Source organism: Caulobacter sp. AVps16 (genome assembly GCF_058681455.1).
Genome location: NZ_CM178739.1, coordinates 366,291 through 389,561 on the forward strand (window position 1 = coordinate 366,291; position 23,271 = coordinate 389,561).

At 66.2% G+C, this 23,271-nt stretch carries 18 protein-coding genes and 1 pseudogene; 15 read left to right on the plus strand and 4 right to left on the minus strand.

Features of this window, described 5'->3' with window-relative positions:
* The first annotated feature begins 3 nt into the window (after window positions 1–3).
* The 15 genes from ACW17U_RS01755 (at window position 4) to ACW17U_RS01825 (ending at window position 19,574) form a co-directional block, all read left to right on the plus strand.
* Window positions 4–1,377: a glutamine synthetase family protein gene (locus ACW17U_RS01755; protein WP_492055777.1), complete on the plus strand. Its 1,374-nt coding sequence runs from the start codon at window positions 4–6 to the stop codon at window positions 1,375–1,377.
* 80 nt (window positions 1,378–1,457) lie between these two features.
* Entirely contained in the window at window positions 1,458–2,549 is a 1,092-nt protein-coding gene (locus tag ACW17U_RS01760; RefSeq protein ID WP_492054596.1) for an ABC transporter substrate-binding protein, read from the plus strand.
* A gap of 136 nt (window positions 2,550–2,685) precedes the next feature.
* The gene (locus tag ACW17U_RS01765; protein ID WP_492054597.1) at window positions 2,686–3,591 is read left to right on the plus strand and encodes an ABC transporter permease; all 906 of its coding nucleotides are present in this window, start codon (window positions 2,686–2,688) and stop codon (window positions 3,589–3,591) included.
* Window positions 3,592–3,751: 160 nt separating this feature from the next.
* Entirely contained in the window at window positions 3,752–4,606 is an 855-nt protein-coding gene (locus ACW17U_RS01770; RefSeq protein WP_492054598.1) for an ABC transporter permease, read from the plus strand.
* Window positions 4,603–5,715, plus strand: a complete 1,113-nt coding sequence (locus ACW17U_RS01775) for an ABC transporter ATP-binding protein (RefSeq protein WP_062149130.1) — start codon at window positions 4,603–4,605, stop codon at window positions 5,713–5,715. The genes ACW17U_RS01770 and ACW17U_RS01775 overlap by 4 nt, the downstream gene beginning before the upstream one ends.
* Window positions 5,712–6,470 carry a gamma-glutamyl-gamma-aminobutyrate hydrolase family protein gene (locus ACW17U_RS01780; RefSeq protein WP_492054599.1) on the plus strand — a complete coding sequence of 253 codons (759 nt, stop codon included), beginning with the start codon at window positions 5,712–5,714 and terminating at the stop codon, window positions 6,468–6,470. The genes ACW17U_RS01775 and ACW17U_RS01780 overlap by 4 nt, the downstream gene beginning before the upstream one ends.
* Before the next feature lie 134 nt (window positions 6,471–6,604).
* A complete protein-coding gene (locus tag ACW17U_RS01785) occupies window positions 6,605–8,008 on the plus strand; it encodes an aspartate aminotransferase family protein (RefSeq protein ID WP_492054600.1) in 1,404 nt (467 codons plus the stop codon).
* Window positions 8,005–9,408, plus strand: coding sequence for a glutamine synthetase family protein (locus ACW17U_RS01790; protein WP_492054601.1), 1,404 nt, complete (start codon window positions 8,005–8,007; stop codon window positions 9,406–9,408). Before ACW17U_RS01785 ends, ACW17U_RS01790 begins: the two co-directional genes overlap by 4 nt.
* Before the next feature lie 81 nt (window positions 9,409–9,489).
* The gene (locus ACW17U_RS01795; RefSeq protein ID WP_492054602.1) at window positions 9,490–10,752 is read left to right on the plus strand and encodes an NAD(P)/FAD-dependent oxidoreductase; all 1,263 of its coding nucleotides are present in this window, start codon (window positions 9,490–9,492) and stop codon (window positions 10,750–10,752) included.
* Between the two features lie 124 nt (window positions 10,753–10,876).
* Window positions 10,877–11,701: an AraC family transcriptional regulator gene (locus ACW17U_RS01800; protein WP_492054603.1), complete on the plus strand. Its 825-nt coding sequence runs from the start codon at window positions 10,877–10,879 to the stop codon at window positions 11,699–11,701.
* Window positions 11,702–11,759: 58 nt separating this feature from the next.
* Window positions 11,760–13,781: a tetratricopeptide repeat-containing sulfotransferase family protein gene (locus ACW17U_RS01805; protein WP_492054604.1), complete on the plus strand. Its 2,022-nt coding sequence runs from the start codon at window positions 11,760–11,762 to the stop codon at window positions 13,779–13,781.
* A gap of 127 nt (window positions 13,782–13,908) precedes the next feature.
* A complete protein-coding gene (locus tag ACW17U_RS01810) occupies window positions 13,909–16,269 on the plus strand; it encodes a TonB-dependent receptor (RefSeq protein WP_062149109.1) in 2,361 nt (786 codons plus the stop codon).
* A 102-nt stretch (window positions 16,270–16,371) separates the two neighbouring features.
* Window positions 16,372–17,685, plus strand: coding sequence for an amino acid permease (locus ACW17U_RS01815; RefSeq protein WP_492054605.1), 1,314 nt, complete (start codon window positions 16,372–16,374; stop codon window positions 17,683–17,685).
* Window positions 17,686–17,690: 5 nt separating this feature from the next.
* On the plus strand, window positions 17,691–18,995 hold the full coding sequence (locus ACW17U_RS01820; protein WP_492054606.1) for a Xaa-Pro dipeptidase: 1,305 nt from the start codon (window positions 17,691–17,693) through the stop codon (window positions 18,993–18,995).
* Window positions 18,996–19,337: 342 nt separating this feature from the next.
* Window positions 19,338–19,574 (plus strand): hypothetical protein, encoded by a 237-nt coding sequence (locus ACW17U_RS01825; RefSeq protein ID WP_062149100.1) that lies wholly within the window; start codon window positions 19,338–19,340, stop codon window positions 19,572–19,574.
* On the opposite strand, the gene ACW17U_RS01830 is transcribed toward ACW17U_RS01825, so the two are convergent.
* The 4 genes and pseudogenes from ACW17U_RS01830 to ACW17U_RS01845 all read right to left on the minus strand — a co-directional run bounded on the left by ACW17U_RS01830 (window position 19,571) and on the right by ACW17U_RS01845 (window position 23,119).
* A complete protein-coding gene (locus tag ACW17U_RS01830; RefSeq protein ID WP_492054607.1) occupies window positions 19,571–20,179 on the minus strand; it encodes a TetR family transcriptional regulator C-terminal domain-containing protein in 609 nt (202 codons plus the stop codon). The genes ACW17U_RS01825 and ACW17U_RS01830 overlap by 4 nt on opposite strands.
* 19 nt (window positions 20,180–20,198) lie before the next feature.
* Window positions 20,199–20,340 (minus strand): annotated as a pseudogene (locus tag ACW17U_RS01835) (hypothetical protein).
* Window positions 20,334–21,476 carry an aromatic ring-hydroxylating oxygenase subunit alpha gene (locus tag ACW17U_RS01840; protein ID WP_492054608.1) on the minus strand — a complete coding sequence of 381 codons (1,143 nt, stop codon included), beginning with the start codon at window positions 21,474–21,476 and terminating at the stop codon, window positions 20,334–20,336. The pseudogene ACW17U_RS01835 and the gene ACW17U_RS01840 overlap by 7 nt, the downstream one beginning before the upstream one ends.
* Complete coding sequence (locus tag ACW17U_RS01845; protein WP_492054609.1) at window positions 21,476–23,119, minus strand: phytoene desaturase family protein; 1,644 nt, start codon at window positions 23,117–23,119, stop codon at window positions 21,476–21,478. Before ACW17U_RS01845 ends, ACW17U_RS01840 begins: the two co-directional genes overlap by 1 nt.
* Window positions 23,120–23,271: the final 152 nt, after the last annotated feature.

Below are 23,271 nucleotides of genomic sequence, written 5' to 3' on the forward strand. Positions count from 1 at the left end.
CCCATGGTCGCCGATCCCCAGGAATGCCGCGACTTCCTCGCCGCCCATCCGCAGGTCAAATATGTCGAGGTGTTCTTCACCAGCATGACCGGCGTGCCGCGCGGCAAGAGGCTGCGGGTGCATGAGCTGCAGGCCATCTATGACTATGGCCGCTTCCTGCCGGGCTCGATCCTGGTGGTCGACACCACCGGGGCCGACTGCGAGGACACCGGTCTGGTCTGGGAAGACGGCGACGCCGACCGCCGGGCACGGCCGGTGCCCGGCACCCTGACCCTCGCCCCCTGGCTGGGCGATGACATGGCCCAGGTGATGCTGTCGCTCTACGAGCTGGACGGGACGCCCAATGACCTGGATCCGCGCCACGTGCTGCAGCGGGTTCTGGACCGCTATGCGGCCGATGGCCTGACGCCGGTCGCCGCCTGTGAACTGGAATACTACCTCGTCGATCGGGAGCGCACCGCCGACGGCGATCTGCAACCGCCGAAATCGGCCCTGACCGGCCGCCGGCCGCACGGCATCGAGGTCTATGGCCTGCCGGAACTGGAAGCGATCGCACCGTTCCTGCGCGAGCTCTGGGATACCGCCGACGTGATCGGCGTGCCGCTCGAGGGGGCCATTTCGGAGTTCGCGCCCAGCCAGGTGGAACTGACCCTGAAGCACAAGCCCGACGCGCTGCGGGCCTGCGACGACGCCCTGCTCTACAAGCGCATGGCCAAGGGCGTCGCCCTGCGCCACGGCTGCGAGGCCACCTTCATGGCCAAGCCCTGGGCCGACAAGGCGGGCAATGGCTTCCACGTCCATGTCAGTTTCAATGACAACGACGGCAACAACCTGTGCGCCGACGAGGATCCGGAAGGCTCGCCCATGCTGCGCCAGGCCATCGGCGGCATGAAGCAGCTGCTCGGCGAGGGCATGGCCATCCTGGCCCCCAATGCCAACAGCTATCGCCGTTTCAAGGCCAATTCCTATGCGCCGGTCGCCGCCACCTGGGGTGTCAACAACCGCACGGTCAGCCTGCGCATCCCGGCCGGTCCGGCCCCCACCCGCCATGTCGAGCACCGGGTCGCGGGGGCTGACGGCAACCCCTATCTGGTCATGGCCGTGCTGCTGGCCAGTGCCCACCACGGCCTGACGAACAAGATCGATCCGGGCCCGGCGGTGGTCGGAGACGGCTATGCGGCCGCCGCCAAGGAGAAGTCGCGTCTGCCTTCCAACTGGTTCTCGGCGGTCGATCTGTTCGACCAGTCGACCGTGCTGCGCGACTATCTGGGTGACCGCTTCGTGGACATGTTCGTGTCCGTGAAGCGGACGGAACAGGCGAGGTTCTTCGAGGTGGTCACCAGCCTCGATTTCGATTGGTACCTTCGCAACGCCTGATGGCGGAGTGAAGCTGAGCTTGGGTTGAACGTTCGGCGCAGGCCGACATCAGACGAAACAGCAAGGGGAGTTTCGAGACCATGGGCACCATCACACAACGGGGCATGAACCGCCGGTCATTGCTGACGGCGACCGGCGCGGCCGCCATCGGCCTGACCTTCACGGCCTGCGGCGAAAAGCCGGCGGCGTCGACGGGCGGCGAAGAAGCCAAGCTGAACTTCTACAACTGGGACACCTATATCGGCGACACCACCCTGGCCGACTTCAAGAAGGCCTCGGGTGTCGAGGTGAACATGAGCCTGTTCGCCACCAATGATGAGCTGTTCGCCAAGCTGAAGGCCGGCAACCCCGGCTTCGACGTGGTGGTGCCGTCCAATGAATTTGTCACCCGGATGGGCCAGGGGGGGCTGCTGGAGGTCCTCGACCACAGCCAGATTCCCAATATCAAGAACGTCGATCCCAACTTCATGAACCCCGCCTTCGACCCGGGCCGGAAGTTCTCAATGCCCTACACCTGGCTGGTGCTGGGGATCGGCTATCGCAAGAGCAAGGTGCAGGGTGTTCCCGACAGCTGGAAGTACCTGTTCGACAGCAACCAATATGCCGGCAAGATCGCCCTGCTGTCGGAAAGCGCCGACCTGATCCGCCTCTCGGCCAAGTACAAGGGCCACAGCGTCAACGACATCCCGCCCGAACTGGTCGCCGAGATCGAGAAGATGCTGATCAGGCAGAAGCCGTTCGTCAAAGCCTTCCACGACGACAACGGCCAGGACATGCTGGCCTCGGGCGAGGTGGATCTGGTCCTCGAATACAATGGCGATATCGCCCAGTTGATGAAGGAAGATCCCGATATCGGCTTCGTGGTCCCCAAGGAGGGGTCGCTGATCAATTCCGACACCCTGTGCATTCCCAAGGGCGCGCCGCGGCCGCTGAACGCCCACAAGTTCATCAACTACCTGCTCGACGCCGAGGCCGGGGCGGCGATCTCGAAGACCATCCTCTACCCAACCCCCAATGCCGCCGCCAAGGCGCTGATGCCGGACGACTACAAGAACAATCCGGTGATCTTCCCGCCCCTCGATGTGATGGCCAAGTGCGAGTACGGCGCCTTCGAAGGCGCGGAAAAGGCCAGCCAGTACGAGGAAGTCATCACCCGCGTGCGGGCGGCTTAAGCCAGATCCTCCCCCTCCGGGGGAGGTGGCCCAGAGGGCCGGAGGGGGCAGCGCGGCCTAGGCCGCATTAGCCCCCTCAGTCGCTCCGCGACAGCTCCCCCAGAGGGGGAGCATCTACCGAGGACAGGGGGTTTGAATGGAACAGAGCTGGAAACAGGCCAAGGCGGTGTTCGCCGGCGCCCTCGGCCCGCCGCTGTTCTGGCTTGTGCTGTTCTTCCTCGTGCCCCTGGCCATCGTCTGGGCCTACAGTTTTGGCCACAATGACGGCCTGACCGAGATCGCCATCACCGGCACCTTCAAGAACTACGCCCGGGCCATCGAGCCCCTGTATCTGAAGATCTTCCTGAAATCGGCCTGGGTGGCGGCCATCACCACCGGCCTGTGCCTGGTGATCGGCTTCCCGGTCGCCTTGGCCATCACCTTTGCGTCCGAGAGGACCAAGACCTGGCTGCTGCTGCTGATCATGCTGCCGTTCTGGACCAACCTGCTGATCCGCACCTACGCCCTGATCGCGGTGCTGCGCACCGAGGGCTACGTCAATATGGGCCTGGAGTGGCTGTGGAAGGGTGGAGGCACGGTCGCCGCCCTGCTGGGCCTGCAGCCCTTTGGCGACTTCCAGCCGCTGGAACTGCTGCACAACAATTTCGCCGTCATTCTCGGCCTGATCTACGTCCACCTGCCGTTCATGGTCCTGCCGCTCTATTCGGCCCTGGACCGGCTGGACAAGTCGCTGCTGGAGGCCAGTCTCGACCTCGGGGCCGGCCACCTGCAGACCCTGTTCAAGGTTGTCGTGCCCCTGGCCCTGCCGGGCATAGCCTCTGGCGTGCTGATCACCTTCATCCCGGCGCTGGGGGCCTATCTGACGCCCGACCTGCTGGGCGGCCCCGACAGCCAGATGATCGCCAATGTCATCGAGCGCCAGTTCAAGCGGGCCAATGACTGGCCGTTCGGGGCGGCGATGTCGTTCCTGCTGATGTACATGACCTTCATCGCCATCGCGATCCAGGCCGTGCTGTCGCGCAAGACGCCGGAGGCCAAGTGATGGGGCCCTTCAATCCGCTCTTCCCGGCGAAGGCCGGGACCCAGATTCATCCGGAGCGTCTGGGGATGACGCGCCTTCTGCCTCGACCCAATCCGCCGAGGTTGGCGGGTTCGATCTGGACCCCGGCTTTCGCCGGGGAGAACGGGGAAAGGGTGCGCTGATGGCCAAGAAATCCGCACCCGGTCCCCTGGAATATCTCCGCCGCTGGCAGATGCAGGCCTGGCTGGCGGCCGTGGCGATCTTTCTCTACGCGCCGCTGATCGCCCTTATGGCCTTCAGCTTCAATGACAGCCGGCGCAACATCGTCTGGAAGGGCTTCACGCTCAAATATTACGAGAAGGCCTTCAACAATGCGGGTCTGATCGAGGCGTTCGGCAACAGCCTGACCATTGCGGCGATCTCCACCGTGGTCAGCGTGGCCCTGGGAGCCATGGTCGCCCTGGCCCTCTGGCGCTTCCGATTCCCGGGCAAGACGGCCCTGAACGGAGCCCTGGCCCTGCCCATCGTGGTGCCCGAGATCTGCATGGGCGTGGCCATGCTGGTGTTCTTCGCCAAGGTCATGCCCTGGCCGCAGGGGATGATCTGGCCGCTGAACCTCGGGGCCATCATCATCGCCCACGTCTCGTTCTCGTTCCCCTTCGTGGCGGTGGTGGTGCGGGCCCGCATGACCAGTTTCAACCGCGAAATGGAGGAGGCGGCGCGCGACCTGGGGGCCGGCGAATGGCGGACGATCAAGGACGTGATCCTGCCGCACATGGCCCCGTCCCTGGTGGCCGGAGCGCTGCTGGCCTTCACCCTCAGCCTGGATGACTTCGTCATCACCTTCTTCACGGCCGGGCCCGACACGGTGACCTTCCCCGTGAAGGTCTATTCGATGGTCCGGTTCTCCGTGACGCCCGAGGTCAATGCGGCCTCGACCATTCTGATCGTACTGACCGTGATCCTCACGGCCGTCGCCCTGAAGCTGCAGGGCAATTCGGCCGCGACAGCGGGTCATGGGGGGGAAAAGTCATGAGCATCATCACCTTCGAGAACGTCACCAAGCGCTTCGGCAAGATGGTGGCCGTCGACAATGTCTCGCTGTCGGTCGAGGAGGGCGAGTTCTTCTCGCTGCTGGGTCCGTCGGGCTGTGGCAAGACCACCCTGTTGCGGATGCTGGCGGGCTTCGAGACCCCGACCGAGGGCCGGATCCTGATCGACGGACAGGATGTCTCGACCGTGCCGCCCAACAAGCGGCCGGTGAACATGGTGTTCCAGTCCTATGCCGTGTTCCCGCACATGAGCGTGGCCGACAATGTCGCCTATGGCCTCAAGGTCGACGGCGTACCCCGGGCCGAGCGCGATCGCCGGGTCGAGGAGGCGCTGGAGCTCGTTCAGCTGGGCGGTCTGGGCGGCCGCAAGCCGGACCAGCTGTCCGGCGGCCAGCGCCAGCGGGTGGCCCTGGCCCGGGCCCTGGTCAAGCGTCCGCGCGTGCTGCTGCTGGACGAGCCGCTCTCGGCCCTTGATGCCAAGCTGCGCGAGCAGATGCGGACCGAGCTGTGCACCCTGCAGGAAAAGGTCGGCATCACCTTCATCATGGTCACCCATGACCAGGACGAGGCCCTGGCCCTGGCGAGCCGCTGTGCGGTGATGAACCGTGGCGTGTTGCAGCAGGTGGCGACGCCGAACGACCTCTATGAATTCCCCAACAGCCGCTTCGTCGCCGACTTCATCGGCAGCGTGAACCTGTTCGAGGGCGTGCTGGCGGTGGACGAGCCCAGCCATGCGATCATCCGCTCGCCGGACCTGCCGGTGGACATCTTCCTCGACCACGGCGTCACCGGTCCGCGCGGCGGCACCGCCTGGGCGGCAATCCGGCCCGAGAAGATCGAGCTGCACAAGAAGGTCGGCGACGAAGCGCCCAATCTCGGCGATGCGCCCAAAGGTGCCAATGCTGTGGCGGGCGTCATCAAGCACGAGGCCTATCTGGGCGGCTCCTCGGTCTACGAAGTCGAGATCGACGGAGGGCGGCGCGTCAAGGTGCATCGCTCGAACCTGACCCGCTGGGACCAGGAGGACTTCAAGCTCGGCGAGACCGTCTGGCTCTGCTGGCACGCCTGTTCGCCGGCGGTGCTGCTGTCATGACCCGTCCCGTCGCCGGCATCATCTGCTGCACCCGGACGGTCGGGATCGAGCCGGCCCAGGCGGTGATGAACCGCTATGTCGCCGGCGCGATGCGGTTTGCCGACTCCGCGGCCCTGCTGGTGCCGTCGATGCCGGAGCTGATGAAGGCCTCCGAGATCGCCGCGCGTCTCGATGGCCTGATGCTGACCGGCAGCCCGTCCAATCTGGATCCGGCCCTCTATGGCGAGGAGATCGGCGACGCGCCCGGCCCGTTCGACCTGGCCCGCGACACCATGACCGCCGACCTGATCCGGGCCATGCTCGACCTTGGCCGGCCGGTGTTCGGCGTCTGTCGCGGCTTTCAGGAGATCAATGTCGCGTTCGGCGGCACCCTGCGTCGCGACATGGCCGCCAGCCCGGACCTGATCCCGCACCATGCGCCCGACGATGTCGGATTCAATGCCATGTTCGACCATGCCCATCCGGTCGATCTGACGGCCGGCGGCATCCTGGCCACGGCCTTCGGCACCGGCCGGGCGGTGGTCAATTCGGTGCACTACCAGGGCGTCGACCGGCTGGGCGAGGGCCTGACCGTCGAGGCCCGGGCCGAGGACGGCGTCGTCGAGGCCGTCTCGGCTGCGGTCAATGGCGCGCCGGTCCTGGCCGTTCAGTGGCATCCGGAATGGCAGACGGCCGCCCATCGGCAGTCGCAGATCTTCTTTGAACTGTTCGGCCGGGCCCTGCGGGGCGAGCCGATGGTCCCGATAGACCCCTGACGGTAGATCTCCGCCGAGGGCGGGGACCCAGGCCGTGCGGGCGACAGGCGCCCAGACAAGATCCCACAATCGCCGCCCGGATCCCCGTTCAGCCAGGGGAGGCGCGGCACAGGAAAAGTACCGGAGTAACGCCCATGACCGTCCCGATCCGCAACCATGACATCGCCGAACTGAAGCGCCTGGACCTGGCCCATCACCTGCCGGCCCAGACCGACTACAAGCTGCAGCAGACCCTCGGCGGCAGCCGGATCATCACCCGCGCCGACGGGGTCTATATCCATGACGGCGAGGGTCACCAGATCCTCGACGGCATGGCCGGCCTGTGGTGCGTCAATGTCGGCTATGGCCGGCAGGAGCTGGCCCAGGCGGCCTATGACCAGATGCTGGAGCTGCCCTACTACAACACCTTCTTCAAGACGGCCTCGCCGCCGCCGATCCGGCTGGCCGCCAAGATCGCCGAGAAGATGGGCGGCCACCTGACCCACGTGTTCTTCAACTCGTCGGGGTCAGAGGCCAATGACACGGTCTTCCGCCTGGCTCGCCATTACTGGAAGCTGAAGGGCCAGCCGCAGAGGACGGTCTTCATCAGCCGCTGGAACGCCTATCACGGCTCGACCGTGGCCGGGGTCAGCCTGGGCGGCATGAAGTACATGCACGAGCAGGGCGACCTGCCGATCCCGGGCGTCGAGCACGTCATGCAGCCCTACAGCTTCAATGAGGGCTTCGGCGAGGATCCGGCCGCCTTCTGCGCGCGCGCGGTCAAGGCGATCGAGGACCGCATCCTGGCGGTCGGCCCCGAGAATGTCGCCGCCTTCATCGGAGAGCCGGTCCAGGGTGCGGGCGGGGTCATCATCCCTCCCGATGGCTACTGGCCGGCAGTCGAGGCCCTGTGTCGCAAATACGGCATCCTGCTGGTCTGTGACGAGGTGATCTGCGGTTACGGGCGCCTAGGCCAGTGGTTCGGTCACCAGCACTACGGCATCAAGCCCGACATGATCGCCATGGCCAAGGGTCTGTCCTCCGGCTACCTGCCGATCAGCGCGGTGGGCGTCGCCGACTTCATCGTCGACGAGCTGAAGGACAAGGGCGGCGATTTCGTCCACGGCTTCACCTATTCCGGCCACCCCACCTGCTGCGCCGTGGCCCTGAAGAACATCGAGATCATGGAGCGCGAGGGTCTGGTCGAGCGCACCCGCCAGGATACCGGTCCCTATCTGGCCAAGGCCCTCGCGACGCTGAATGACCTGCCCCTGGTGGGCGAGGCCCGCTCGCTGGGCCTGATCGGCGCGGTCGAGATCGTGCGGGAAAAGGGCACCAATCTCCGCTTCCTCGACAAGGAGGGCGAGGCCGGACCGGTCGTGCGCGACATCTGCATCCGCAATGGCCTGATGGTCCGGGCCATCCGCGACAGCCTGGTCTGCTGCCCGCCGCTGATCATCACCCATGCGGAGATCGACGAGCTGGTCGGCATCCTGCGCAAGTCGCTGATCGAGGCCGAACCCGTGCTTCGGGCCCTGAAGCCGGAGGCCAAGTCGTGAAACAGCCCAAGCACAAGAAGGCCAAGCCCGACCAGCGGGTCAATCGCGGCGTTCAGTCCATCGAGGACGCCAAGGCCTGGTTCGAGCGGCAGAACATCGAGGAGATCGAGTGCGTCGTGCCCGACCTGGCCGGCGTGGCGCGCGGCAAGATCATGCCGGTGCGCAAGTTCCTCGGAACGCCCTCGATGAACCTGCCCCTGGCCGTGTTCTACCAGACCATCACCGGCGACTTTCCCGAGTTCGAAGGGGAGGTCAATTCGGTCCAGGCCGACACCGACATCGTCCTGACCCCGGACTTCGCCACCCTGGCCGCCGTGCCCTGGGCCCAGGATCCGACCGCCCAGGTGATCCACGACGCCTACCATCCGGACGGTCGACCGGTTGAGGAAAGCCCGCGCCAGGTGCTGCGCCGCGTCCTGGCCCTTTACGAAAAGAAGGGCTGGGTGCCGATCGTGGCCCCGGAGATCGAGTTCTATCTGGTCGATCGCAACACCGATCCGGACTACCCGCTGAAGCCGCCGATCGGGCGTTCGGGCCGGCCCGAGACCGGTCGCCAGGGCTATTCGATCAGCGCGGTCAACGAGTTCGACGCCCTGTTCGAGGACATGTACGAATATTCCGAGCGCCAGGGCTTGGAGATCGACACCCTGATCCACGAGAGCGGCGTGGCCCAGATGGAGATCAACCTGCGCCACGGCCCGCCGCTGGAACTGGCCGACCAGGTGTTCATGTTCAAGCGCACCATCCGCGAGGTGGCGCTGGAACATGAGATCTATGCCACCTTCATGGCCAAGCCGATGGCCACCGAGCCCGGCAGCGCCATGCACATCCACCAGTCGATCATCGACCGGCATGGCCAGAACCTGTTTTCCGATCCGAAGACCGGTGAGGAAACGCCGCTGTTCCACAACTTCATTGCGGGACAGCAGACCTACCTGCCGGCGGTCATGGCGATCCTGGCCCCCTATGTGAACTCCTACCGCCGGATCGCCAAGGACAGTGGCGCGCCGGTCAATACCCAGTGGGGCTATGACAACCGCACCTGCGGCCTGCGCGTGCCGCCCTCCAATGCCGCCAACCGGCGCCTGGAAAACCGCATTCCCTCGTCGGACTCCAACCCCTATCTGGCCATCGCCGCCACCCTGGCGGCGGGCTATCTGGGCATGGTCAAGGATCTCAAGCCAACGGCACCGGTCCTCACCGACGCCGGGGCGCGGGGCATTGAACTGCCGCGCAGCCTGACCGAATCCCTGCGCCTGTTCGAGGCCTGCGAGGACCTGGTCGACATTCTGGGGCCGGTCTTCTGCCAGGCCTATGACCATGTGAAACAGGCCGAGTACGAGACCTTCATGCGCACCATCAGTCCCTGGGAGCGGGAATTCCTGCTGCTGAATGTGTGAGCCTGATCCTGTGGCGTTTTGGGGTGGCCTTTCCGTCTGCCTCTCTGCTCGCGAGATGATCGCGTCCCAGAGGTCGCAGCCTTGAACTGCTGGTACGTCGATACCGCCACGCCCTTTCCAGACCTGTCGCCGCTGAAGGGCGACGTGCGGGTTGATGTCTGTGTGATCGGGGCGGGCTTCACCGGCCTGGGGGCCGCCCTGGACCTGGCCCGGCGCGGTGTTTCCGTGATGGTTCTGGAGGCCGGGGAGGTCGGTTCGGCGGCGTCGGGCCGCAACGGCGGACAGATCCATACCGGTCACCGTCGCGACCAGGCCTGGCTGGAAAAGGCGGTGGGACCGGATGACGCCATGGCGCTGTGGCGACTGGCCCAGGACGCCCGAACCCATCTTCATGCCACCATCGCTGAACAGGCCATTGCCTGCGATCTCAAGCCCGGCATGATCCACGCCCGCCACCGGCCCGGCGGCGAGGCCGAGGATGCGGCCCATATCGAGCACATGGCCCGCCGGTATGGCTATGACGCCCTGTCCCTGATCGGCACCGCCGATCTCGCTGCGGATCTGGGCACGGAGGTCTATCATGGCGGCCTGGTCGACCGGGACGGCGGCCATCTGCATCCGCTCAATCTTGCCCTGGGCCTGGCCCGGGCCGCCCTGAGCGCCGGGGCGGTGATCCATACCCGCAGTCGCGCGCTCGGCTGGCGGCGCGAAGGCGGCAAGCTGGCCGTTTTCACGGTCGATGGCCGCGTGAGCTGCGACCAGCTGATCATCAGCGGCGACGGCAGTCTCAACCACATGGCCGGCCGTGATCGCGCCCGGGTCATGCCGATCAACAATTTCGTCCTGACCACCGAGCCTCTCGGCGAGCTGGCGGGCGAGATCATCGCCTCGGACGCCGCCGTCGCCGACAGCCGCTTTGTCGTGAACTATTTCCGCAAGACGCCCGACGGACGCCTGCTGTTCGGCGGCGGCGAGAACTATCGGCCCGGCTTCCCGCGCGACATTGCCGGCTTCGTCCGCCGCCACATGCTGAAGATCTATCCGCGGCTGAAGGATGTGAAGATCAGCCACGCCTGGGGCGCGACCCTCGGCATCACGATGCAGAGGGTGCCCTTCGTCGGGGAAGTGGCCCCCGGGGTTCGGGTGGCTTCGGGCTATTCGGGGCAGGGGGTCATGCTGGCCCCCTATGTCGGCAAGCTGCTCGCCGACGCGGCCCTGGGCGAGCCCGGCGGCGTCGAGCTTCTGTCGCGCCTGCCGACCCCGCCCTTCCCGGGCGGCCCTTGGCTGCGCTGGCCCCTGACCGTGGCCGGGCTCAGCTGGTATGCCATGCGGGACCGGCTCTAGGGTTCTTTTCGACCCGATGGCTGCATCAGGGCAGGGCGAAAAAGCCCGCCGGCCATGGCAAGACTGATCAAATATCTCGCCGCGACAGACCCTAGGACAGTCCAGACGAGAGACGGGGAACATCTTGAGCCTGGCCGCAAAAATCATCTGGTACGTCGAGGCCCACCTCGACCAGGACCTGACCCTGAACCGCATTGCGCGCGGAGTCGGGGCCGGTCCCTTCCACATCACGCGCCTCTTCGCCCTGACCTTTGCCATGCCGGTCATGGCCTATGTCCGGGCGCGGCGCTTGAGTGTGGCCGCCGGGATGCTGGGTCCGCAGTCGGACATTCTGTCCGTGGCGGTCGGTGCGGGTTATGGCTCGCACGCGGCCTTTTCGCGGGCTTTCCGCGCCCAGTTCGGGATTTCACCCAAGACCTTTCGTCAAACCCAAGACCTGAAAAGCCTGATCCTGACGGAGCCCTTGACGATGACCACCACCCAAGCCCTTCCTGACCAGACCCCCCGCGTGGTCAAGGTCCCAGCCATGACCCTTGGCGGACTGAGCGCCACCTATTCCCTGGCCAATCTGGCGGGGATCCCGGGCCAGTGGCAAAAGTTCCGCACCTGGCAGGGCCAGATCGACGCCCAGAAGGGAACGGCCAGCTATGGGGTGTCCTACAATTTCACCGGCGCAGACGGGCTGGACTATCTGACCGCCGTCGAGGTCGGCGAGGGCGACCTGCCGGAGGGCTTCACACGGCTCAGGATCCCGCCCCACAGCTATGCCGTCTTTACCCATCAGGGCCATGTCAGCGGCATCGGCAATACCTGGCGTCACATCTATGATTCTTGGCTCCCGGCCGCCCGGCTGAAGCCCGGAAATGCCCCCAGTTTCGAGCGCATGGACGAGCGGTTCGACAGTCGCACGGGGACGGGCGTGATCGAGATCTGGGTGCCGGTCGCCTGAGGCCGTCGGCGGCGGAGTTCGAATTGACAAGCCTTCGCTGTCCCCGTCTCCTCGCGCCATGACCACCGCGACTCCACAAGCCCAGGGCGGCCTCGCCACGGCCCTCGACCACGCCCGACGTCTTCTGGAGCGCGACCCCGTCCTGGCCCGACAGCAGGCCGAGGCCATCCTTGAAGCCGTGCCGCGCCATGCGGAGACGACCGTGGTTCTGGCCTCGGCCCTGCGTCTGTCCGGCGAGCCCGACCAGGCCCTGGTCGTGATTGCGCCCCTGGCGCGGGGTCTGCCTGGCCTCGCCGAAGGGCAGCTGGAACTGGGCCTGACCCTGGCGGATCTGGGACGCACGGTCGAAGCGGTGGCGGCCTTTCGCCGGACCTTGGCCCTGGACGTGCGGGCGGGTGAAGCCTGGCGCGGCCTGGCCGAGAGCCTCGACCTGCTGGGCGACAGGGCCGGTGCCGAGCAGGCCCTGGCCCAGCAACTTCGGGCCTCGACGGGTGATCCGGCCCTTATCGAGGCCGCTGCGGCCCTGATCGACAACCGGCTGGGCGAGGCCGAGCAGCGGCTGCGCGATCATCTGGCCGACCATCCTGCCGACGTCGCCGCCCTGCGCATGCTGGCCGAGACCGGGGCCCGACTGGGCCGCTACGAAGACGCCGAGCGCCTGCTGGTCGGCTGTCTGGAGATCGCACCGGGCTTTGCGGCCGCCCGGCACAATCTGGCGACCATGCTCTATCGCCAGAACAAGTCCGCCGAGGCCCTGGCCCAGATCGAGCGCCTGACCGACCGCGATCCGCGCCATCCCGGCTATGCCAATCTGCGGGCCGCCATCCTGTCGCGGCTTGGGGAATACGATAAGGCCATCGGCCTCTATGAGCGGATGCTGGCCGAGTTTCCCAATCAGCCCAAGGGCTGGATGAGCTATGGCCATGCGCTCAAGACCGTGGGCCGCCAGGCCGACTGCATCGCGGCCTATCGCCGGTGTCTTGAGCTATCGCCTGGCCTGGGCGAGGCCTGGTGGAGCCTGGCCAACCTCAAGACCGTCCGTTTCGATGCCGGGGATCGCGCCGCCATGGCCGCCGGGCTGGAGCGGCCGGATCTGTCCGACGATGACCGTCTGCATCTGCACTATGCCCTCGGCAAGGCGCTCGAGGATGCCGAACTCTATGCCGACTCGTTCCGGCACTATGCCGCTGGAGCGGCCCTTCGCCGGACCCAGGTCGACTATGACCCGGACGAGAACCATGCCGATCTGGTGCGGTCGCGGGCGGTCTTCACCCCGGCCCTGCTGGCCGCGACGGCGGGGCAGGGCTGCCCGGCCCCGGATCCGATCTTCGTGGTCGGTCTGCCGCGCTCCGGCTCGACCCTGATCGAACAGATCCTGGCCAGCCACAGTCAGGTCGAGGGCACGATGGAGCTGCCCGACCTGATCGTCATGGCCCGCCGCCTGGGCGGCAAGGCCGTGCGCCGCGCCGACTCGACCTATCCGGAAATGCTGGCTGACCTGTCGCCCGAGGCCCTGCGTGAGCTGGGCGAGGAGTATCTCGAGCGGACCCGGGTGCAGCGGAAGACCGATCGGCCGTTCTTCATCGACAAGATGCCGAACAATTTCGCCCATACCGGCCTGATCCACCTGATCCTGCCGAACGCGAAGATCATCGATGCGCGCCGTCATCCGCTGGGCTGCTGCTTTTCCGGCTTCAAGCAGCACTTCGCCCGCGGCCAGGCCTTCAGCTACGACCTGACCGACATCGGTCGCTACTATGCCGACTATGTGGCCCTGATGGACCATTTCGACACCGTGTTGCCGGGGCGGGTGCACCGGGTCATCTATGAGGCGATGATCGAGGATCCCGAGGGCCAGATCCGCGCCCTGCTGGACCATTGCGGTCTGCCGTTCGAGCCGGGCTGTCTGAACTTCCACGAGAATGACCGGGCCGTCCGCACCGCCAGTTCCGAGCAGGTCCGCCAGCCGATCTTCAAGACGGCCGTCGAGCATTGGCAGAACTTCGAATCAGACCTTGGCCCGCTGAAACAGGCTTTGGGCGAATGCCTGCAGACTTATCCGGACCCGCCCAGAATTTGAACAGCCGTCACAGGGTCTGCCATTTCTGCAACAGTCGGAAGATTCGGGTTTTTCCGACGCTTTACGTCTTGCCGAGCGGTGGGACGCGGCCGAACATCCCTGGCTTAAAATGGTACGGGGAGCGACCATGAAGACGACTAAGACAATCAAGAGAGCGGGGGTCTACTCGGCCGCGCTATTGGCTTCGACCATGCTGACCAGCGTGGCCGCCTCGGCCCAGGAGAGCCAGTCTGTATCGCTGGACGAGGTGGTGGTGACCGCCCAGAAGCGATCCGAGAACCTGCAGGACGTGCCGGTCAGCATCCAGGCCATGGGCGAGGCCAAGCTTGAGCAGCTGCAGGTCGGCAATTTCGTCGACTATGTGAAGTACCTGCCCAGCGTCTCGTTCACGACGGCCGGACCGGGCTTCGGCCAGGTCTATATGCGCGGCGTGGCCAGCGGCGGCGACGGTAACCACTCCGGGTCCCTGCCCAGCGTCGGCGTCTATCTCGACGAACAACCGATCAGCACCATCCAGGGCGCTCTGGATGTTCACGTCTATGACGTCGCCCGGGTCGAGGCCCTGGCCGGTCCGCAGGGCACGCTGTACGGCGCCAGCTCGCAGGCCGGCACGCTGCGCGTCATCACCAACAAGCCGAGCACCGCCGGCTTCGAAGCCGGTATCGACATCGAGGGCAATATCGTCGACGGCGACGATACCGGCCATGTCGAGGAGGCCTTCGTCAACCTGCCGCTGTCGGACACCGTCGCGGTGCGCCTGGTCGGCTGGAACGAGGAAGCCGCCGGCTATATCGACAACGTCAAGGGCACGCGCACCTATGGCCGCGGCACCGCCACCAAGGCGGACGACCTGACGATCAGCAATGCCGGCATTGCCAGCGACAACTACAACGGCTCCAGCACCCGCGGCGGTCGCGCCGCCATGCGGGTCGAACTCGGCGAAAACTGGGTGGTCACCCCGTCGATCATGGGCCAGCGGACCAAGACCAGCGGCATCTATGCCTATGATCCCAAGGTCGGCGACCTGAAGCTGACCCACTTCTATCCGGAATCTTCGGACGACAAGTGGACCCAGACGGCCATGACCATCGAGGGGCAGATCGCCAATCTCGACGTCACCTATGCCGGCTCCTATCTGAAGCGCACCGTCGACACCCGTCAGGACTATTCCGACTATTCGTACTTCTATGATCAGGTCGGCTACGGCTTCTACTGGACCAATGACACGGGTGGCCTGGCCAACCCGTCGCAGTACATCCAGGGCAAGGACCGCTACACCAAGGAAAGCCACGAAATCCGGATCGCCACGCCGGACGACAAGCGATTCCGGCTGATCGGCGGCCTGTTCTACCAGAAGCAGGAACACGGGATCTTCCAGCGCTACAAGATCGACGGCATCGGCTACGACATCGAAGTTCCCAAATACAGCGACACCATCTGGCTGACCGCCCAGCAGCGGATCGACCGCGATACGGCGGCCTTTGGTGAAGCCACCTTCGACATCACGCCGAAGCTGACCATCATGGGCGGCATCCGCTTCTTCAAGTCCGACAACTCGCTGGAAGGCTTCTACGGCTACGGCAAGGGCTATGGCTCGACCGGCGAGAAGGCCTGTTTCCGTACGGGCGGCGTCAATGGCGCGCCCTGTACGAACCTGGACAAGCGCGTCAAGGAAACCGGCAACGTTCCCAAGGTCACGCTCACCTACAAGCATGACGACGACAAGCTGGCCTATGTCACCTATTCGGAAGGCTTCCGTCCGGGCGGTATCAATCGCCGCTCGACCCTGCCGCCCTATCAGGCCGACTATCTGAAGAACTACGAGTTCGGCTGGAAGACCAGCTGGATGGAGAACCGCTTCCGCTGGAACGGTGCGGTCTTCATGGAAGACTGGAACAACTTCCAGTTCTCGATCCTGGGGGCCAACGGCCTCACCGAGATCAAGAACGCCAACGAGGCCCGCATCAAGGGCATCGAAAGCGACGTGACCCTGGCCGTTAGCCAGGGCTTCACGATCAGCGGCGCGGCGGCCTATACCGACGCCAAGCTGACGGCCAACTATTGCGGCTTCACTGACGCCAAGGGCAATCCGGTCACGGTCTGCCCGACGCCGCAGGCTCCGGACGGCACCGCCCTGCCGGTCACTCCGAAGTTCAAGGCCAACATCACGGCGCGCTACGACTTCAATGTCGGCGACTATGAGGCCTATCTGCAGGCCTCGGCCGTCAATCAGTCGGGCAACTGGACGGACCTGCGCCTCAAGGAACGCGCCATCATCGGTCGTCAGGCGGGCTATACCCTGCTGGACGTGTCCGGCGGTGTCGTGCGGGCCGACTGGTCGATGTCCCTGTACATCAAGAACCTCACTGACAAGCGCGCCAGCCTGGGCCGTTATGCCGAATGCGCCGAGAGCGTCTGCGGTGCCCAGACCTACATCACGCCCAACCAGCCCAGAACGGTCGGCGTGAAGATCGGCCGCAAGTTCTAGGGGAAAGGGGCGGCCGCAGGGCCGCCCCTTTTTCGTTTGCGACAGGGCTTCGTCTGCGCCGGACTGCCGTATCGCCGGGACAAGCCAAAAGGGTGTGTTTTCGTGAAGGTCGTTGAACCCAAGGCCCTCGGCTTCTGGATGTGTGTTGCCCTGGTCGTGGGCAACATGATCGGGTCGGGCGTCTTCATGCTGCCCGCCTCCCTGGCGCCCTATGGCTGGAATGCCGTCGCGGGCTGGATCCTCACCATCGGCGGCGCGCTCTGCCTGGCCTTCGTGTTCGCCCGCCTGGCCAAGGCCTTTCCGCAGGGCGGCGGACCCTACATCTACACCCAGGAAGCTTTTGGCCCCGCCGCCGGCTTCATGGTGGCCTGGAGCTACTGGATCTCGATCTGGGTCGGCAATGCGGCCATCGCCGCCGGCACGGTCAGCTATCTGAGCGTCTTCTATCCGCAGATCGCCACCCAGACCGGCCTTCACTGCGCCATCACCCTGGCGATGGTCTGGGGCCTGACGCTCATGAACTGTTTCGGCGCGCGCCTGGCGGGCGGCCTGCAGGTGGTCACCACCGTCCTCAAACTTTTGCCCCTGCTGGGCGTGCTGCTGCTGGCGGCCGTGGTGCTGGGCAAGACCGGCGGCTCCACCGTCCTGCCGTTCCACGCCCAGGACCTGACCCCGGTCGGGATTACCGCCGCCGCCACCCTGACCCTGTGGGCCCTGCTCGGCATGGAGTCGGCCACCGTCCCGGCCGGCAAGGTCGTCGATCCCGAGCGGACCATTCCCCGCGCCACCCTGGTGGGCACGGCCTTCGCCGGGGTCATCTATCTGGTCGTCTGTTCGGCCGTGGTTCTGCTGACCCCGGCCGATATGCTCAAGACCTCCAATGCCCCATTCGCCGATTTCGTCGGCCTGCATGGTGGTGGCGACGCCCGGCTGGTCCTGGCGGGCTTTGCGGCGATCAGCGGCTTCGGGGCCCTGAACGGCTGGATGCTGCTGCAGGGCGAAGTGCCCTATGCCATGGCCAAGGGCGGGGTGTTTCCGGCCTTTCTGGCCAAGACCTCAAGGCGAGGTGCCCCGGTTCGGGCCCATCTGCTGTCCAGCGTCTTCCTGACCGTGCTGGTGGCGATGAACTACAGCAAGTCCATGGTCGAACTCTTCACCTTCATGGCCCTGCTGGCCACGGCCATCTCGCTGTTCGCCTATCTGTTCTGCGCTGCGGCGGCCTTGCGGCTGCAGGGGCGGGGTCAAATGGAGCCGTCGCGCGTGCTCACCGTGGTGGCGATCATCGCGACCGTCTATTCGTTCTGGACCCTCTATGGCGCCGGCGAGGCCAGTCTCTGGAGTCTGGTCCTGCTGGTGGTGGGACTGCCGGTCCATTGGCTGATCAAGCGGGTCGCCGTCGCGCCCCCTGCGGAGTGACCGACATGCTGCGGCGACTGACCTGCCTTGCGGGCGCGGCCCTGACCGCAAGCCTCGCCCTTCTGGTGCCCACCCTGGCCTTGGCCCAGACCAAGCCGACCTATGTCCATGCCGGCAAGCTGATCGATACCGAGGCCGGCAAGGTTCTGACCAACCAGCTGATCCGCATCGAGGGCGAGCGGGTCGCAGCCGTCGCCCCCTGGACCGGGGCCCCCTCCGACGGCCCGGTGCTGGACTGGAGCGCCTATACCGTCCTGCCGGGCCTGATGGACATGCATACTCATCTGGTCGACCAGGAGCAGACCGACAATATCGCCGAACCCCTGCTGACCACAGCCGCCGAGCAGGCCTATATCGGTGCCGCCCATGCCCGGGCGACCCTGATGGCCGGCTTCACCAGCGTGCGTGACGTGGGGTCGTGGCGGGCCTTCAGCGATGTCGCCCTGCGCGACGCCATCGACAGGGGACTGGTTCCCGGGCCGCGCATGTCGGTGGCCGGAGCCTATATCACCACGCCCGGCGGCGGTGGCGAGATCACCGGCATCGCTGCTGATGTCGGCATTCCGCCCGAGATGCGGCGCGGGGTGGTTGAGGACGTGGCCGACACCCACAAGAAGGCCCGTGCCCTGCTGGTCGGCGGCGCGGACTTCCTCAAGCTGATCGCCACCGGCGCTGTCCTGACGGTCGGTACCGAGCCTGGCCAGTTGGAACTGTCGGCCGAGGAAATCGCCGCCGCCGTCGAGGAAGCCGCCAAGCGCGGCACCTATGCCACGGCCCATGCCCATGGGGCCGAGGGCATCAAGGTTGCGGTGCGGGCCGGGGTGCGCTCGATCGAGCACGGCTCGCTGATCGATGACGAGGGTATCGCCCTGATGAAGGCCAAGGGCGCCTGGCTGGTGGCCGATATCTATAATGGCGACTTCATCGACGCCTATGGCACGGCCCATGGCTGGCCGGCCGAAACCCTGCGCAAGAACCTGGAGACCACCGAAGCCCAGCGCATCGGCTTCACCAAGGCCGTCAAGGCCGGGGTGAAGATCGCCTATGGCACCGATGCGGGCGTCTTTCCGCACGGCCAGAACGCCAGGCAGATGCCCTATATGGTCAAGTACGGCATGACACCGATGCAGGCGATCCAGTCGGCGACGACGGTCTCGGCCGCCCTGATGGGCAAGTCCGCCGAGGTCGGCGTGATCAGCAAGGGCCGCTATGCCGACATGATCGCCGTCGCCGGTGATCCGCTGGCGGACATCACCCTTCTGTCCTCGGTCGCCAAGGTCATGAAGGGCGGGGTGGTGGTGAAGGAGTAGGCCCGGCCGCTTCACACCCCCTTTTTTCCGCTCTCCCCGGCGAAGGCCGGGGTCCAGATCGAACCCCGAACGGTCGTTGTTCTGTCCAAGGCAGATGGCGTGTCACGCCAGGGCGCTCGGGCTGAATCTGGGCCCCGGCCTTCGCCGGGGAGAGCGGGTTTCTGGAAGTCGGGTGGATATCCAGAGGCGCGTTCGCCTCAAACCTGCTCCCGGATTCACCAGCCTTCGCCTTGGCGCGGCCTGTGCTATGTGCAATGCAACATTCATGTTGCTGCGCAGCATTGAAACACTGTCATACGGACGCTGTATGTCCGACGCTTAAGCCAGTCCAAGGAGTCACCCATGGCCAACGAACACAGCTACTTCGTGCGCCCCGTCTCCGGTGTCTGGCATGTGACCTGGAACGATGCACCGGATCTGATCGGCTCCTATTCCTGCCAGGCCGAGGCCCAGGCCATCGCCGAGATGATGGCGCGCCACATGCGGGTTCAGGGCAAGACCGCCAAGGTCGAGGTGTTTGAACCCGAACAGCGCCGCGCCACCTGGGGCCGCAGCATCGTCAATCACGTCGCCGCTTAATCCAGAAACACCGGCGTCGGCGAATAGCCGGCCAGCAGCCGTTCCGCTATGGCCCCGGCTTCGGCCGGGGTGAAGACCGTCGGGTCCAGGCACAGCTCCAGCCACAGTCCATCGACCACGGCGGTCAGGCCGATGGCCGCCAGGCGCGCATCCGCCGAGGGATCGCAGGCCGCCAGCAGGTCCTCCAGCCGCGCGCGATAGCCGGCATAGGTCCGCCTGTGGATGTCGGCGAAGACGGCATTGACCTTGACCAGACTCCAGAAGGCCAGCCAGGCGGCCAGCAGTTGCTCGTCCAGCACCGGCGGCTTGAAACTGGCGGTCAGAAAGGCCGACAGGCGCGCTCGCGGCGCGGGTCCGGCCTGGGCGACCGCCGTCTCCAGCGCCGCATCAATCCTCTGGCCGACCGCCTCATAGGCCGCCGCGAACAGGGCCTCGACGCCGTCGAAATAGTGCCGGAGCAGGCCGGGTGAGACCCCGGCCTCGGCGCAGATCGCCCGCACCGAAGCCCCGGCGACACCGTCGCGGGCCAGAACCGTCTCGGCGGCGGCGACTAGGGCCTGGCGTCGGGTGTCGGCGGTTTCGCGGGTGAAGGGGGCGCGGGTCATGGCGCGGACGCCCCCTCCGTCACGTCGCCTTTCGGCGCCGCGCCACCTCCCCCGCAAGCGGGGCAGGAGAAGAGCGGCTGAACCCTCCTGCCCCGTGAAACGGGGGAGGTGGCGCGATGCGAATACTCATCGTGACGGAGGGGGCGTTCCGGGCTCACCACCCCGTCGGCGGCCGGTCCAGCCGCGCCTCGGGGATCAGCGCCCGCATCTTCCGTCCGAAGCTGCGCAGCGAGACTTCGGAGCTGGCCAGCGGCCCCGCCGTAAAGCTGCGCGACGCCATGCCCTCCTGAACCCGGGCCACCAGTTCGGTGTCCTCGGTATTGACCTGACGGTTGATGCGCCAGTTCAGATAGCGGGCCGCCTTCATCTCGCGCCGCTCGTCGGGCAGCGCATAGGCGATCTCGCGGATCAGGGTCTGGGTGGCCGAGACCGGGATGAACTGCATGAAGTCCACCTGGTCGGGATAGATGTCGAAGGCGAAGTTCGGCCACAGCTTGAAATAGGTCCACAGCCGTTTGCGCTCGGGCGGCAGGTGGTCAACGTCCGGCAGGATGTCCTGATACAGCCGCTCGGACGGGTTGGCCGAGGGCTCGTCGATCAGCTGGCCCCACATCTTGTCGACCCAGGCTTCGGCTTCGACGCCATAGCCCTTGCCGAACAGCCGGGTCAGGCCCGGATGGGCGACGGGAATGTGCAGGCCGTCCGAATAGTTGTCGCTGATGTTCTTCCAGTTCACCGGGCGAGGTCGCAGGGTGACCCGGCCGAACGGCTGCAGATCCTCGAACCGGTAGTGCGCCACCTCGTGGTCATAGGGGGCCATCATCTCGGCAACGGAGGGGCCGTCTCCTTCCAGTCGGGTGAAGACAAAGCCGCGCCAGACCTCGACATCGACCCTGACCAGGCCCTGCTGGTCGAGCTCCAGGGCGGGATAGGTGTCGCGCATCGGCACGCCGATCAGCCGGCCCTCAAGGTCATAGGTCCAGGCGTGATAGGGGCAGACGATGCGGCCGCCGCCCTTGCCGCAGCTGCCGCTGGGGCCGTCGAGCAGTCGCGCCCCCCGATGGCGGCAGACATTGGTGTAGGCGCGGACGCCCCCGTCCCGGGCGCGCACCACCACGACGCTTTCGCCGATATAGTCGAGGGTATGGAAGTCGCCGGCTTTGGGGATGTCGTTCAGATGGCAGACGATCTGCCATGAGGGACGCAGGATGCGGTCCTGTTCTTCCTTGAAAAACCGGTCGTTGCCATAGATCCAGCCGGGCAGGCCCCAGTCGGCTTGCGGGTCTTGGTTGGCCATCACCGCCCCACCACCGACAGCTGCAGCGCTGTGACAAAGTCCTTGTCGCGCAGGATCTCGCGCGCGGCATTGCGGCCGGGATTGCCGGACACGCCGCCGCCCGGATGGCAGCCGGCTCCGCACATGTAGAGGCCCTTCAGCGGCCCGCGATGGCTGGCATGACCCAGGATCGGGCGCGCGGCCCACAGCTGGTCCAGCGACATGTGGCCATGCATGATGTCGCCATTGACCAGGCCGAACTTCCGTTCGAGGTCCACCGGCGACAGGATCATCCGTCCCAGGACGGAGGCCTTGAAGTTCGGGGCCCAGTCATTGACCGTGTCGATGATCAGGTCGGCCGCCGCCTCGCGCTCATCGTCCCAAGAGCGGCCGTCCGGCAGGTCCCAGGCAAACTGCTGGCAGAACAGGCTGGCCACGTGCTGGCCGGGCGGGGCCAGGGTCGGGTCCAGGGTCGAGGGGATCAGCATCTCGACGATCGGCTTCTTGCTGATGCCGTGCGCCTTGGCGTCGCGATAGGCCTCGTCCATGTAGTCGAGGCTGGGCGAGATCACGATGCCGCACTGGTGGTGCTCGGCCGAGACCTTGCCGGGCAGGCAGGTGAAGTCCGGCAGCTCCGACAGGGCCACATTCATCCGGAAGGTGCCCGAGCCGTTCTTGTAGCCCTTGATCGCCTTGGCGAACGGGGCGGGCAGGGCCGAGGGGGCGATCAGCTTGCCGTACAGCAGGGCCGGATTGAGGTTGGAGGAGACGATCGGGGCCATGATCTGGCGGCCGTCGACCAGTTGCACGCCGGTGGCCCGGGGGCCGTCCTTGCCGTGCTCGACATGCACGGCCTCGACCGGGGCATCGAGCAGTATCTCGACGCCCAGGGCCTCGCAGGCCTTGGCCATGGCCTGGGTGATCGCGCCCATGCCGCCGATGGCGTGGCCCCAGGCCCCCTTCTTGCCGTTCACCTCGCCAAAGGTGTGGTGCAGCAGGACATAGGCCGAACCCGGGCTGTCGGGGCTGGCGAAGTTGCCGACCACGGCGTCGAAGCCGAAGCTGGCCTTGACCGCGTCGCTTTCGAACCAGCCGTCCAGGAAGTCGCGAGCGCTCTTGGTGAACAGGTCCAGCAGGTCGCGTTTGCGTTCCCTGCTCAGCAGGGCCAGCCGGGTGCCCTGGCGGGCCCCGCGCAGCAGGCCATGGATGCCGTCGCCGAGATTGGGCGGGGTCTCGGCGGCCAGGTCGCGCAGCACGTCGCCAATCTCGTCGAGCATGGCGTAGTAGGCCGGCAGCACCTCGGCGTCGCGGCGGCTGTACTGGCGGAAGGCCTCCTGGGTGCGTTCCAGCCCGCCCCCGAGCTTCAGGTACTGGCTGTCGCTGATCGGCAGGAAGTTGGAAATCGGCCGCTCGACGATCTTCAGCCCGTGACAGTGAAGGCCCATGTCGGAGAGGACCTTGGGGCTCAGCAGGCTGACCGTGTAACTGGCCACCGAGTTGCGGAAGCCCGGATGGAATTCCTCGGTCACCGCCGCCCCGCCGACCACGCCGCGCGCCTCGCAGATCGTGACCTTCAGCCCGGCCTTGGCCAGGTAGAAGGCGCAGACGAGGCCGTTATGGCCCCCGCCGATGATGACCGCGTCGCGGGTTTGGGTGGTGGCCATGTGGTGTGTTCCCCGATGTGTGGGGAGAAGTTGCTATACGAGTGTATAATAGGCAAGGGCGTTCGGCGGACTCGCCCCCTCCGGACCGCTTCGCGGTCGTCTTCCCCCTCCGGGGGAGGAGCGCCGAAGGCGCGGAGGGGGCAGGTGTTCGC

Excerpts from the sequence above, each read along its gene's own strand:
- ACW17U_RS01755 (WP_492055777.1), top strand. The coding sequence starts at position 4 with ATGGTCGCCGATCCCCAGGAATGCCGCGACTTCCTCGCCGCCCATCCG.
- ACW17U_RS01760 (WP_492054596.1), top strand. The coding sequence starts at position 1,458 with ATGGGCACCATCACACAACGGGGCATGAACCGCCGGTCATTGCTGACG.
- ACW17U_RS01765 (WP_492054597.1), top strand. The coding sequence starts at position 2,686 with ATGGAACAGAGCTGGAAACAGGCCAAGGCGGTGTTCGCCGGCGCCCTC.
- ACW17U_RS01770 (WP_492054598.1), top strand. The coding sequence starts at position 3,752 with ATGGCCAAGAAATCCGCACCCGGTCCCCTGGAATATCTCCGCCGCTGG.
- ACW17U_RS01775 (WP_062149130.1), top strand. The coding sequence starts at position 4,603 with ATGAGCATCATCACCTTCGAGAACGTCACCAAGCGCTTCGGCAAGATG.
- ACW17U_RS01780 (WP_492054599.1), top strand. The coding sequence starts at position 5,712 with ATGACCCGTCCCGTCGCCGGCATCATCTGCTGCACCCGGACGGTCGGG.
- ACW17U_RS01785 (WP_492054600.1), top strand. The coding sequence starts at position 6,605 with ATGACCGTCCCGATCCGCAACCATGACATCGCCGAACTGAAGCGCCTG.
- ACW17U_RS01805 (WP_492054604.1), top strand. The coding sequence starts at position 11,760 with ATGACCACCGCGACTCCACAAGCCCAGGGCGGCCTCGCCACGGCCCTC.
- ACW17U_RS01810 (WP_062149109.1), top strand. The coding sequence starts at position 13,909 with ATGAAGACGACTAAGACAATCAAGAGAGCGGGGGTCTACTCGGCCGCG.
- ACW17U_RS01820 (WP_492054606.1), top strand. The coding sequence starts at position 17,691 with ATGCTGCGGCGACTGACCTGCCTTGCGGGCGCGGCCCTGACCGCAAGC.
- ACW17U_RS01825 (WP_062149100.1), top strand. The coding sequence starts at position 19,338 with ATGGCCAACGAACACAGCTACTTCGTGCGCCCCGTCTCCGGTGTCTGG.
- ACW17U_RS01830 (WP_492054607.1), bottom strand. The coding sequence starts at position 20,179 with ATGACCCGCGCCCCCTTCACCCGCGAAACCGCCGACACCCGACGCCAG.
- ACW17U_RS01840 (WP_492054608.1), bottom strand. The coding sequence starts at position 21,476 with ATGGCCAACCAAGACCCGCAAGCCGACTGGGGCCTGCCCGGCTGGATC.
- ACW17U_RS01845 (WP_492054609.1), bottom strand. The coding sequence starts at position 23,119 with ATGGCCACCACCCAAACCCGCGACGCGGTCATCATCGGCGGGGGCCAT.